This is a genomic window from Rickettsia felis URRWXCal2 (assembly GCA_000012145.1).
GTDB lineage: Bacteria > Pseudomonadota > Alphaproteobacteria > Rickettsiales > Rickettsiaceae > Rickettsia > Rickettsia felis.
The window spans coordinates 1,129,214-1,142,723 of the sequence record CP000053.1 but is presented as its reverse complement, the minus strand read 5'-3'; the positions used below and the strand labels follow the sequence as shown (position 1 = coordinate 1,142,723).

Genomic DNA, 13,510 nt, shown 5'->3' with positions numbered 1-13,510 from the left:
TATACATTATTTTTTAAATGCTAATTATTTTATTGAGGTAAAACATATGAACTTTCCTATTCGTAAATTAAACGAAGAATTAATCGATTATAATCTATCATTACGCATACTATTTACTATTCTAAGCGTGGCTATTATTATGGTAGCTTTTGATAGCTTAGGTAGTAGTGTCGGCGATCCTGTAGGTGATGCATTGTGTAAGTTAATTAAAGTATTCAGAGGCAATACTGCAAAAGGTATAGCTGTTGTCGGTATAATTGTTCTGGGAATTCAAACATTAAGAGGAAAATTGCAGTGGGAAGTAGCTTTAGTAGTAGTTACTGCAATCATTATATTATTTAAAGCTCCAGATATTGTTAATATGGTATCAAGTGATACTAATAGCTCAAATTGTGGTGTTTCCTAATACGCGATAATAAAAATTATTATATCTTTAGTAATACCCATAAGTTTCGGCTTATGGGTATTTTTATTTTTAAGTGACGTTGTTACATAACCTAAGCATTGCCTGTGTGGATACCGAGTCGTCATTGCGAGGGAAAACTGTAAGTTTTGACGAAGCAATCTCAGGATATTTGACGAGATTGCCACGCTCCTTACAGTCTCGCAATGACGGCTCAGTGTCACCCCGTGGTTTGACTACGGTATGACAGAGGTGAAATTGATCCACGCAAGCAACATACTTACTTAAATAAAAGCCCTAATCTATTACCTATAGCAATATCAATATATTTTGCCGTAACAGGGATTCCTTCAATATTCATTTCTAGATATATTTCTTGTTTTGCAGGGATTTTTGCTTGCAGCTTTGTAATTGATACATATTCATCTAAAGCTTGATTATTACTATCCATTACTCTAACTTTGATTATAGGATCAGAAATTAAATAATCAGACTGATTAGATAATTTATAAAATATCTTCATACCGCCTATATGATGAGATTTTCCTAAATTAATTTCTTCTATCTTTAATTGATCATATTTACCTAAAAATTTAAAACTATCTATTAGTAATATCACTAAACAAAAAATTATAAAGCTAGTCCATAATATTGAAAATATATTATATTTTTTCTTAGTAGGAATATACGGTAAAATAACCGGCACATTAGCATTATAATGATTTTTAATAGGAGTTTTAATAGTTTCCGTGTTTACTTTATCTTTAAAGTCATTTAATTTACTAGTATTATAGTCTAATTTTTGATACCACAAATGGCTACATTTGGAACATTTTACTCGTCGTCCGTTAATACCTATTTGATTGCTTGTAACGATAAATCTTGTTTGGCAATTTGGGCAAGTAATATACATAGTTAATTATAATTATTATGTTTGACTTCATGATAATCTCATTTATTATTTTTGGCAATAAAACAGTTAAAAGATATGTCCTCTCTTATTAAAGAAATTGAAGAAGCTTGGCAAATTAAGGACAAACTTTTTCAAGATTCTTCAAAGCTTATAACATTAAAAAAAACACTTAATGATATTATAGAAAGCTTAAATCAAGGTACAATTCGTGTTTGTGAAAAGAAAGAAAATAGTTGGGAAGTTAATGAATGGGTAAAGAAAGCTATATTGCTATATTTTATCACTACGGAATCGCAACTTTATAATAACAATTATAATAGTTGGTATGACAAAGTTGCTCCTAAATTTTCTGCGGATACTGATAAAAATATATTCAAAGAAGCAGCTATACGTAAAGTTCCCGGAGCTGTTGTTAGAACCGGTACTTATATAGCTAAAAATGTTGTAATTATGCCTTCTTTCATTAATATAGGTGCTTATATAGATGAGGGAACAATGATTGATACATGGGCTACTATCGGCTCATGTGCTCAAATCGGTAAGAATTGCCATATTTCAGGTGGTACGGGAATAGGAGGGGTGCTTGAACCGCTACAAGCAAAGCCCGTTATCATTGAAGATAATTGTTTTATCGGTGCAAGATCGGAAATAGCAGAAGGGGTAATAGTAGAAGAAGGAGCAGTAATTAGTATGGGAGTGTTTATCGGTAGCTCTACAAAAATAATATACAGAGATACAGGTGAAATTATTTACGGCAGAATTCCGGCTTATTCTGTTGTAGTTCCAGGAGTATTACCTGCTAAGGAAGCAGGTAAGCCTGGGCTTTACTGCGTAGTTATCATAAAACAAGTCGATAAAGCTACTAGAGCTAAAGTAAGCATTAATGATTTGTTAAGGTGACCGTTCACTGTTACCTAGTTCGTTTGACCAGTGTTGTTGCATGGCTCAAGAAAAGTACGCGGTGTCATTCCTGCGGAAGCAGGAATCCAGCATAAAGCGAGATAACCTCAGCTTTTAATTTCAAAAATTTTGGCACTGTCCAAATAAGTGTGTAAATTTCTTAAAGGTTGTATAAAAGAAAATATAACAAAAAGAGAAATTACAATGACACAGAAACAAAATGCTGCAATGGAACAAGCGATAGATTTATTGATCAATAATGATACAGATGTATCAATATTATTCAGGGAAGATGGTTTATTAAAAGAAATAACCAAGCGTCTTGTAGAGAGAGAGCTCTACAGTCCGAGATGAATAATCATTTAGGATATAGCAAGTACAATCAAAGTGATGCTCAGAATTCACGTAATGGTTATAACACAAAGAATCTGATTACAAAGAATGGTGCTGTTGAGATTGAAGTGCCAAGAGATAGAAATAGCAGTTTTGCACCATCATTAGTAGCAAAGCGTCAAAGAAGGCTTGATGGTTTTGATGATAAAGTACTATCTTTGTATGCTAAAGGTATGAGTTTATCAGATATAAAATTACAGCTTCAGGAGTTATATGGAGCTGATGTAAGCGAGAGTTTAATTAGCCAAATCACAGATGATATAATAGAGGATGTTAAGCTATGGCAAAGCCGTCCATTAGATCCAGTATATGCTATAGTATTTTTTGATTGTTTAATAGTAAAAGTACGTCAGGATAAATGGATTATCAATAAATCGGTATATGTTGCATTAGGTATTGATTTAGAAGGGCGGAAAGATATTTTGGGATTATGGATCAGTGAGAATGAAGGGGTTAAATTTTGGCTTGGAAATTTTACTGAGATGAAAAATAGAGGTATACAAGACATACTGATAGCATGTAGCGATAACCTTAATGGTATGTCTGAAGCTATAGGTGCTGTTTTTCCAAAGACGGAGCATCAATTATGTATTGTACATCAAATTAGAAATAGTTTACGATATGTATCATATAAGGACCGGAAAGAGCTTGCTGGTGATTTAAAACCTATTTATACACTAGCACAGAAAAAGAAGCACTTTCCGCTTTAGAGGCTTTTGAATCTAAATGGAATAAACAATATCCTCAAATTGCTAAATCTTGGTATGTTCACTGGGATAATTTAATGATTTTCTTAGGATACCCTGAAGAAATACGGAAAATAATTTATACAACAAATGCTGTGGAATCTGTTAATAGTCAACTCCGAAAAGTCACAAAAAATAAACGTGTTTTTCCAAATGATAATGCTGTTTTTAAAAGCTTATATTTGGCAATTGATTACATGACCAAAAAATGGTCCATGTCCATACCAAATTGGAACAAGGCTATGGCTCATTTTTTAATAAAATTTGACGAAAGAATCTAGGCTTTTGGAAAAGTTTACACACTTAATCGGGAAGACTCAAAATTTTCTGTATTTATACTTTTTTTGGATTCCTGCTTTTAGCTAAGAATGACATAGGAACCATGCAACAAGGTCCGCTTGACCACAGGATGACAAAGAGGAATAATAAGTAGCTCAACACTAGAACGGTCACGGATCAATAATATCGCCGATTATATCTTTAAAATACTCCTTTCTTTGTTGTTGCTCTGAAATATCTGTTTGTTGAATTGCATTATTATTGGGGTTTCCTAAGAAAGTATTATATGCCGTAAGTACTGAATTGTGTTGTTTTTGAGGATCATGTACAACGCCGGCTGCTTTAAAATATGATTCTGCAGCATTTTCTTCCTGTTGTTTTTGAAAGCGAAGTTCGTTTCCTTGGTCCATATATGAATCATATTTTTTTATAGGCTTTTCAGCCTTATCTATAAGACTGGTATAACATTCTAATATAGAGTCTAATTTATTATTCTTTCTATAAAATATGATAGCTGAATCTTCACGTCCTAAGTTAAATAGCATATCGCCGATTTTATCGTACATTTCTTTAAGCTCTTCATTACATGTTAGGTCTGCATTATAATTAGCTAAAGCTCCCTTATAATCTGCTTCTTCGCTCAATATATCGCCTATTTTAGAATAGCATCTAGCTATAGTTTTAATTACTTCCGTCTTGTCAGGATATTTACTTAACCACTTTATAGCTTCTTGATAATATTGCACCGGTTTATTATTTTCAGGTTTTATATTTTTTATAGAAGATAGATAGTTATTTTGTACGAATAAATCACATATTTCAATTAAGGAACTATAGCAATCATTGGACCTAGACCATGTTGTAGGTAACATTTCTTCGAATAATGATAATTCTTTAATTTGTAGGTTTAATACATATCGGTAGGCTTGAATAACCGGCTTATTATCCGTGAATTTCTCAATAGAGTCTAAAATTTGAAATATTGCCTCTATAAGGTTATTATCTTGTTTGTTTGATATAATAGTTTGAAGTTCCGATAATTGTGTTAATCCTTCAAAATGAGAAAGAGTTTTTGCTATAGCTGGATATTGTATTGAAGAACTTGGTAAATATGGTTTAACATACTCATCATAGTTATTATTATCTGAAAATTTTACACAGTTAAGAGATGTAGATATATTAAAATCTCTGAAAATTGATTGGATAGTATTAATTATATATTCTACATTTATCTGTATTTGTATATATAAATTTTCTATAAGACTGTCTTGTTCCTTTAGAAATGAACTTAGGTTCTTTATCTCTAAATTTTGTACTCCTGCTATCTCTTCTAGATCTGTTAACTCTAGAGTGAGCTTTATTTCTTCATCTTGAGAAGTAGGTTTATAGAAAAATTTTATATCAGAGGATTCTAATATATCTTTGTTACTAGCAATGCTATTTTGTAACATTGATATAATGTTTTCATGATTATTTTCATTATGTTGGGTTATTACGCATGTAAAATTTCCTTTTAATTTTTTGTGTTCTTCTATAGGAAAAATATTTTTAAAGTCTTCTATAATCCTATTAAAGATACTAGGGGATTTTACAGTCTCTTCTTTTGCTACTATGATAAATTTTAATTTATCGGTCATTTGAACTAGCTTTTTAATGAAAAATATATTGATTAACTCTTGAACTGGATCGGGTACTCCGTTAGAGTATTCCCAAAATATTTTTTCTGCAATTTCAAATTTTTTGGGATAATATATAGCTGGTTCATATTTATGCTTAATTTCCGGCGTTGTTTCAAAATCAAATAATTTATCAAATGTAAATTCTTCACCGTTTTCTATAATCTTAAGATTGTTTTCAAGAGCATTTAAAAACGTGCTTTTTCCGCTATAAGGTAATCCTATTACTACTGTAGCTTCTGATGTTTTTCCTGCTTGTATTAGTGAATAATTAACTTCAGTCAATCCATTTAGAATATTTTCTTTTAAAGAATCAAGAGCAGTTTCTTCTTTTGTTAAAGATTTAATATCAAGTTCTGTGGAAATTTTAGATTTCATATATAACCACTAATTTATTCTTTAATATAAATTTTTATACTGTCGTTTTCGCCGTTATCACTGATAGCTCTAATAATAAATTCACCGCTTTTTGCTTTCCATATTACAGGTTCGTTTGATTTTGCGGTTGCTATTAATTCATTATCTACAAACCAAAAAACGTTATTGGTTTTATTATCGCTAATCGCACTAAAAGTAATATTATCACTATCTTTAATTGAATGTATGGAATTTCTTAACGGGTATATAATTTTAGGTTTCTGATGATGCCAATTTATCAACCTATTGCAATGGTTTGTGGGTATCGGTTTCGGTAATATATGTATTCCTGCTTTTTGGTAAACCGAAAGCATATCCGTCGGCCATAAATTTACTGTTTTATATTCTGTTTGTCCTTTAATAAAGTTGCAAGCAGGCATACCGGTTTTTAAATCTATCAACATTTTTCTATAAATACCGGATTGTTTTATCGGTGATTTGCCTTTAATGAATAAGGCTTCTGCTTTAACCGGACACATATCGTTATCGATATCTCCCGTATCTGCACAAACTTTTACTTTAGTAATATTTAGTTCATTAATTTTTGAAAGGATTAAATCCTCATCTTTATTTGGATGGGCTATTGATTCGATAATATTAAAGAATAAAGGGGCTGCAGAAATATTACCTGTAAATGTTCCGTGAGTTTGCCCTTTGAAATCTCCAACCCAAACGGCAAGTACGTATTTTCCGAATATACCTACGCTAAGTGCGTCTCTAAATGAGCTAGAAGTACCTGTTTTCCAATAAATCGGTAAGTTATGCTTTGTATTGTTATAGGTAATAGGACGAGTCGTATCTTTTATAATATCAAGTGTTAGATAGCTTGCCTCGGGGGATAGTAATACAGCGTCATTCAAAAGGCTTGATACAAGCGAATTTTGCGGAACTCGTCTGTGCTCACGTATTAATATACGCTGTGCAGACTCGTCCTTAAATTCATCTTGTCTGAAGCCTTTTGAATTTAGCTGTAGTTTAGAATCAGTTTTGTCTGTGTCTTCCTTGTAGCCCTCAATGTCATTCCCGCGAAAGCGGGAATCCATAAGAGGATCTAACACTTTCCTAAGCGGTTTATAAGTACCGAAATTAGCAAGCATAGCATAAAGAGTAGTTAACTCTTCAAGAGTAATTTCTGCTGTGCCGAGTACTATAGATAAGCCGTAATTTTCAGGTTTTCGTAAGCCGCTAATTTTTGCTTGTTGTAAGAACTCATAAAAATTCGGTTTTTTTAACTTAGACGCCAGAAATATTACAGGTACGTTACGGCTCTTTATTAACGATTCTCTAGCACTTAATCCTCCTGTAAATCTGCTATCAAAATTTTCCGGTTTATAATGATCGTAGTAAGTAGGTGTATCCTTTAGTAAAGTTAACGGATGTATTAGCGATTGATCAAAACTAAGTGCATAGACAAACGGCTTTAAAGCTGAGCCTGGAGATCGAGGGCTTTTAGTGCCGTTAATCTGTCCGCAAATATCGTTATTAAAAAAATCACCTGAACCAACGCTTGCAAGCACTTCCATAGTAGTAAAATCAATAAGAATTACGGAAGCATTATTAATGCCGTATTTTTTCAGGTTATTAATATATAGCCGGACTTGCTTTTCTATAGTAGTTTGCAGATTCTTATCTATAGTAGTATGTATAATAGGACTATCATTATTTGCCAGAATATCTAAAGTGAAATGCGGTGCGATAAAAGGAAGATTTTTATTTTGATTAAATTTAATCGGCAAACTAATTAACTTATTATAAATAATATCTTGTGGGTGAGTCGTTAGCCACTCGGTAAATAGATATTTACGTGCTTTAAAAATATTAATATCATTCCCGCTTCTTTTAAGAGGATTTTGTGGGATTACTGCAAGGCTTAGAATATCGAGCAAATTTAAATCTTTTAGGTCACGATTGAAGTAAATATAACTGCCGGCTGTTATCCCTTCAATATTACTACCGTAAGGCACTAGGTTTAGATAAGCTTCTAGGATTTCATTTTTTGAATAATGTAGCTCTACATGAATAGCTTTAATGATTTGATGGATTTTACCAAGAATAGTAGAAGAGCTTATTCCGTATCTTAAACGTGCTACTTGCATTGTTATAGTAGAGCCGCCTATTTTACGACCACTTCCTAAATAAGTAGAATAACAAGCTTTGGTTAAAGAAACAGGATTAACGCCGAAATGTTTGTAAAAATGTCTATCTTCATATAACAATACTGCTTCTATAAAACTTGCCGGTATTTCACTTATAGGAGTGAATATCCTATATTTATCGTCTTTAGAAAGCGAAATACGCATTAACTCGCCGCTTCGGTCAAATACTCTTTGTGAGAAACTTATGTCTTTAAGCAATGGAGCAGGAGGAATAGCGAAATATAATGTTATAATGCCGATAATTGTAATAGACAGTAGTTTGATTTTGAGAGACAATTTGATATACCTTATATTTTAATGTCATTGTTTCATGGATGCTAGAGCTGTCATTCCCGATAGGCATTGCCCACGTGGACCGAATCGTCATTGCGAGGAAAAACTGTAAGTTTTGACGAAGCAATCTCAGGAGTTTGTTATTGTTTCATAAGATTGCCACGTCGCTTCGCTCTTCGCAATGACGATTTGGTAGCCATGCAACAATAGCTGCTCGCAATGACGTTGAACCCTAGCAATAACCATTATCATACAACAATCATTATAAAGTATTTTAAAAATAATGAAAATTTTAATAATATAGCTTGCATGTATAGAAGTAATATCATATAGTGCACCACAAGGCATTAATAAATTAACTAATCGTTAACAAAAATTAAACATTACGATTGTTATAAATATTAAATTATCATATAAAATCTACGCTAATATCCTACCTTATAACCCATCAATATAAATTTCTTGATATAATATTTTTTTCGTGTATAATCATCTTTAATAACAAATTAAACATTAATATTTTAAGTAATTGTTAATATTTATTAAAGGGGAATTAGATATTATGGCAAAAAATATAAATTCTAAACTTATAAAATTATTCTTACTCAGCTGCGCGAATGCGGCAATCATGACTGCTATGGCCGGAGAAGCAAGAGCAGATATAGAAATCCATGATATATTGAATCATACTCCTGAGTATGAAGCATTAGCCCCTGCACAAAAGCTTAATATTATAAAAGGGATTCAAGCTCGTGAAGATTTCGGCGATCTTTTTGATGATCTTATGCCGGGGGAAAGAAGATTATTCAATAACGAAATAATAGAAGTCAAGAAACTTCAAGCAGTTGCTCCCGTGCTTAACGGTGCTAGAGAAAGAAGAGAAGCACGTGCAGCCGGTGTTGAAGTTGTTGATTTAATAGGTAATACTGCAGTAGAAACAGGACGTAACGAGCAAGAGATGGCTCTAGAAAATAGGCTTCAAGTGCTGGAAATCCTTGCTAAAACTGAAGGGACAAATGCTGTAAGCGTTAACGATAAAATTAAAAAAGCTATACATTTTAATAACATAGAAAATTTAAATACACCTTTGGAGCAGTTAAAATATATAACTATGGCAGGCGGTGTAGATGCTAATGATAATTTAAAAGTTGTAAATAATTATGTTGAAGCCCCTTTAACAAAAGAAGCTTTTGAACATATATATTTTAGCACTAATATTACTGATCCTACTGTAAGAAGTGCAGATATTGCACCTGATTATTATAAACCGGGACAAAGTGATTTATTAAAAAAGTTTAAAAGTGTAGCGACTCCGGAAACAAAGCGTAAATTATTAAATCAATTTGAAAATTATGTTACTCAAAACTTAGTTGAACTTGAAGCTAACAAATCTAATATTCCTACAAGACAGGCTATAATAAAACTAGCCGATCCTGCAAGATTAGTTACTTATTTAGAGAAAATGGCTGAATTAAAGACGTCATATATCGATAACGGTAAGAAGAAGGTAGTTAATGAAGAGGGTAAGTTACTTGATGAAGCCGGTTTAAAGAATTATAACAAGATTTTAAAAGATGCCGGTTTAATAACTAAAGATTTGACCGGTAAGAAAATGCAAGCATTGATAGATAATTTCAATGCTTTCACAATGAGTGATCTAGCACTTGTCCTAACAAAAACCGTAGGTGAAATAAAAATAGATAATGAGCGTTTAGTAGGGCTTAATAATACAATGCCGCCGTTTCGGGGAACAGGCGCTAGACCGGTTAGAAATTTAAATAATCTAGATGCGATAACCGATCTTAATCCTGAATTAAAATTAGCAGGTCATGATCTAAAAGCGAAAGAAGAGGCTGCTCCCGTAGTAAGAGGACCTGCACCGGTTATAGGAAGAGCAGTTGAAGAAGCTCTTGTAGCTCCAAATACTGATGAAGGCACATTTCATAATGAGATGTATTTAGTTAAAAATACAAAAAATCCTGAAAAGCTAGAAGTAAGAACATTAGGAGCAGAAAATGATTTAGGAATTACAATAAGAACTCTATTAACTTTAGAAGAAAGAAAAGTTCCACATGAGTCTTTAGCATTATTTTCAGAAGCAAATCCTGATAAAGCACAACTAATAATAAAAGCTAAGAATATTTGGAATAGACTAAAAAATGATGATTTAATAAAGCAAACTTCAAGGCAAGCTTTAACTTTAAATAATAAAATAGCAAACGGTACATTTTTTGAAGAACTGTTCAACGAAGAAGAGCATAATGCAATAGGCCGTTTAAATTATACTTTTGGTAAATTACCGTTGGACTTACAAAATCATATTACGGCAAAAAGTAATGAAATAAAAATAAAAGATGAACTACAAGGTAAGAAAACAATTATATCAAGAATAGATTATATTGCTAAAAATGAAAATGTTTTAGGAGCAAATTCTTTAAATAATGAAATAGAGAGAATTGTTGATAATTTTAATAGTTTAAAATTATCCGATATACTAGATATTGCTCTTAATAAAGAAAATGTACGCGATAATATAGCCCTTACTACTAAAGCAAACGAAGTAAATATTCAAGTAAATAATTGGATTAATAATAATATTGTTAATTTAACGGTGGATGATAGTTTAGGTAATGGAAAAGGTAAATTAGATAAAGCGGATTTAACATCTTTACAAAATAAAGCTGCCCCGGCAACATTATCAAAAATTTATGAAATAGGAGTTGATACTAAAGCTAAATTACTAAAAAAAGTTTTAGCCGATAATGCAGCCGATTTATCCAAAGCTTCTAAAAATATTACAGAAAAAAATATAGCAGATGTCGTACAGAATAATTTCAATGCAAAAATGAAAGCTTTAACGCCCGGTACTAAAGATTTCTCAAAAGAGCAAATTGTAAAATTTCTTAACGTAATAAGTGATGCGAAAATAAAAGCGGTATTAAAAGAAGTAAAAACAGCAAAAGCTGCTAGTGCCCCTGTTGCTGCACCGATAATAGTGGTAGCAGGTGGACCACCGCCACCACCACCGCTGCCTACGAGGGTGATAGGATATAATGGGCTTGGTATGGATGGTCTAGTTAGAAAGATGAATATTTTAAAGCCTATCGAAAATCTTTTTCCTAAAAAACCCGATGCAGATGCAGGTGAAGTGGTTTATATTGCTCCTACTTCTGAATTAGGAAAAAAATATGAAGATGCCGTGAAAGTTATAGCAGCTTCAGATGATAAGTTTAAAAAAGAGTTGGCAATAAAGACTAAAGGAAAAGAAAAACTAAAAGCATTAATTGTAGAGGAAGTTTTTGAGAAATATACAACTAAAAATGCAGATGCACTTGATGGCGATATAAATCAATTAGCTCAAGCTATAAAAGAAGGAACCAATATTGAGTTCATAGGTCCTAAAAGAGAAGTAGAAAGCGGTATAGATCAAGAAACAAGAAATCTATGTGTTAGAATGAATCAAGATGCAGGATTAATGCAGCAACTTAAAACGAATAATCCTAGGTTAGCAGCAATTATAGAAGCGGCAGCTGTCAATGAAGAAGAAGTTGCTACAAGACTTCCTGAGTCGGCAGCAGCACAAGCAGTAGAAAACGGAGACGTAAACTATGGCGGAGTAGTTGTAGTAGCTCCTGCTGCTGCTCCCGTAGCTCCTGTTGCCCCGTTAGTTTTACCGGCAGACCCGGAAGAAGACCCGGAAGAAGTAGCTGTTCCTGCAGCACTGGCAATCAATATGGAAGATGTAGTGGTAGTTCCGCCGCCGGTGGAAGAAGCACCACAGGCTGATGCAGAAATTATGATTGTTCGAGCTATAGATAGGATTGTGCCTGTAGAAGGCAATATTGAAGACTTTGATGATGAGGACGATGATGAAGATTTTGAAGATGATGATGACGATATAATACAAGAGCAAACAAAATTAGAAATATCTAGTAGCACTACAGTAGTTGTAAATAAATCAGAATCTAAGGATTCTGAAGATAGTTTTGAAAACCTGAAACAAGAGGAAGCAAAAGTAGCTGCTTCTATAAAGGAGGCAGAAGAAGCAAGAATTGCTGAAGCCGTAAGAGTTGAAGCTGCTGAAGTTGCAGAAATGCAAAATGCAGTAAAACAAGACGAAGAAATGATTGGAGCAATATATAATCCGATTCATGGTATTATCACTCAAATGAGCCGCAATATCATATCGCATAGAATGTTCTCTAGTGCTGCGGTTGCTGCGGGTGATGAAGATGAGAAAGTGTTAGATAAAGGTCTTTGGATTGCAGGTACTATCGGTACTAATAAGCAAAAAGGGACTAGCGGTTATAGAGGTCATGCTTCAGGCGGTACTATAGGTTTTGACGTCGGTTCTGACAACTTTAAAGATTTAGTCGGTATTGCTTATACTAAACTAGATTCAAAGTTTAAATCTAGCGGTAGCAGGTCAAATACTACTGTTGATAGCCATATATTAGCTCTATATGGTCAAAAAGAGTTACCGAAAAACTTTATGATCCAAGCTATGTTTGCTTACAATCATAATATAGTAAAGAGTAAAATCAACCGTTTAGGTACTATTGCAATCGGTAAATATAAGAATAATAATTATAACTTTGAAACCTTATTAAGTTATAATCATCTTATGAACGGCGGTATTACTCTTACTCCAAATCTTGGTATAAGATACGGTCACTCTAAAGACGGTTCTTATCAAGAAAGTGATGTAGGTATCCAGCATTTGAGTATTGCTTCTAAAAAGCAGCATTTATGGAGCGGTATTTTAGGCACTAAAGTAGCTTTAGCCCCACAAAAGATAGCTGAAGGCTTAAGTATTACGCCTGCACTTCAAGCTTCTGTAGAAAATTACTTTAACAATAAGAGTAAAAAACTTAATGCTAAAGTAAAATGGAAAGATAGAGAAGTTAATGAAACTATCGCATTACTAAAACAGCCTAAAGTTGGTTATAATATCGGGACTAGCGTTTTAACTGAAAAAGGTAATATAAGCGTGACTTTAGAGTATAACTGCCACTTACAGAAGAAATATCAAAGCCATCAAGGCTTTGTGAAGTTGAAAGTGAAATTGTAAGTTATTATTATTTCATGTATAGTTAATGAATGTCATCCTGCGTGGTATTGCTGCGTGGATATCTAATCGTCATTGCGAGGAGGCTTTGCTCGCGTGGATCGGTAAAACCTACTGTGTCATCCCCTGGCTTGACCACGGGGTCCATAAAAACAATAACAAATACTAATATTTTAGTATTTTTAACTGGATCCCGTGGTCAAGTCTAGCTCGTTTATGTCATTCCCGCGTAGGCGGGAATCCAGTAAAAAAAACATAAATACGGCAAGTTTTTAAAATTAAAAGC

Annotated in this window: 6 protein-coding genes and 4 pseudogenes; 5 read left to right on the top strand and 5 right to left on the bottom strand. The window is 33.0% G+C overall.

Annotated features, from left to right (window positions below; all coding sequences use genetic code 11):
• Positions 1-46 precede the first annotated feature (46 nt).
• Positions 47-406 carry a TrbC/VirB2 family type IV secretion system protein gene (locus tag RF_RS05735; RefSeq protein WP_011271386.1) on the top strand — a complete coding sequence of 120 codons (360 nt, stop codon included), beginning with the start codon at positions 47-49 and terminating at the stop codon, positions 404-406.
• A 277-nt stretch (positions 407-683) separates the two neighbouring features.
• On the opposite strand, the gene RF_RS05730 is transcribed toward RF_RS05735, so the two are convergent.
• Positions 684-1,316 carry an MJ0042-type zinc finger domain-containing protein gene (locus RF_RS05730; RefSeq protein WP_011271385.1) on the bottom strand — a complete coding sequence of 211 codons (633 nt, stop codon included), beginning with the start codon at positions 1,314-1,316 and terminating at the stop codon, positions 684-686.
• 75 nt (positions 1,317-1,391) lie between these two features.
• On the opposite strand from RF_RS05730, the gene dapD reads away from it, so the two are divergent.
• Both dapD and RF_RS05720 read left to right on the top strand, forming a co-directional pair.
• A complete protein-coding gene (dapD, locus tag RF_RS05725) occupies positions 1,392-2,216 on the top strand; it encodes a 2,3,4,5-tetrahydropyridine-2,6-dicarboxylate N-succinyltransferase (protein WP_011271384.1) in 825 nt (274 codons plus the stop codon).
• A 204-nt stretch (positions 2,217-2,420) separates the two neighbouring features.
• Positions 2,421-3,636 (top strand): annotated as a pseudogene (locus RF_RS05720) (IS256 family transposase).
• A 168-nt stretch (positions 3,637-3,804) separates the two neighbouring features.
• On the opposite strand, the gene RF_RS05715 reads toward RF_RS05720, so the two are convergent.
• The 4 genes and pseudogenes from RF_RS05715 to RF_RS12040 all read right to left on the bottom strand — a co-directional run.
• Positions 3,805-4,506, bottom strand: a complete 702-nt coding sequence (locus RF_RS05715) for a hypothetical protein (protein ID WP_318248849.1) — start codon at positions 4,504-4,506, stop codon at positions 3,805-3,807.
• A gap of 539 nt (positions 4,507-5,045) precedes the next feature.
• Positions 5,046-5,271 (bottom strand): annotated as a pseudogene (locus RF_RS10650) (hypothetical protein).
• Between the two features lie 431 nt (positions 5,272-5,702).
• Positions 5,703-8,159, bottom strand: coding sequence for a penicillin-binding protein 1C (pbpC, locus tag RF_RS05700; RefSeq protein ID WP_039595152.1), 2,457 nt, complete (start codon positions 8,157-8,159; stop codon positions 5,703-5,705).
• Positions 8,160-8,235: 76 nt separating this feature from the next.
• Positions 8,236-8,379, bottom strand: a pseudogene (locus RF_RS12040) (polysaccharide polymerase); the annotation flags it as partial.
• Positions 8,380-8,793: 414 nt separating this feature from the next.
• On the opposite strand from RF_RS12040, the pseudogene RF_RS10805 reads away from it, so the two are divergent.
• Both RF_RS10805 and RF_RS11590 read left to right on the top strand, forming a co-directional pair.
• Positions 8,794-9,216 (top strand): annotated as a pseudogene (locus RF_RS10805) (cell surface protein); the annotation flags it as partial.
• A gap of 51 nt (positions 9,217-9,267) precedes the next feature.
• Positions 9,268-13,227, top strand: coding sequence for an autotransporter outer membrane beta-barrel domain-containing protein (locus tag RF_RS11590; RefSeq protein ID WP_318248857.1), 3,960 nt, complete (start codon positions 9,268-9,270; stop codon positions 13,225-13,227).
• Positions 13,228-13,510: the final 283 nt, after the last annotated feature.

Coding starts and splice junctions, on each gene's coding strand:
- RF_RS11590 (WP_318248857.1), top strand. CDS start 9,268: ATGGCAGGCGGTGTAGATGCTAATGATAATTTAAAAGTTGTAAATAAT.
- dapD (WP_011271384.1), top strand. CDS start 1,392: ATGTCCTCTCTTATTAAAGAAATTGAAGAAGCTTGGCAAATTAAGGAC.
- RF_RS05735 (WP_011271386.1), top strand. CDS start 47: ATGAACTTTCCTATTCGTAAATTAAACGAAGAATTAATCGATTATAAT.
- RF_RS05730 (WP_011271385.1), bottom strand. CDS start 1,316: ATGTATATTACTTGCCCAAATTGCCAAACAAGATTTATCGTTACAAGC.
- RF_RS05715 (WP_318248849.1), bottom strand. CDS start 4,506: ATGTTACCTACAACATGGTCTAGGTCCAATGATTGCTATAGTTCCTTA.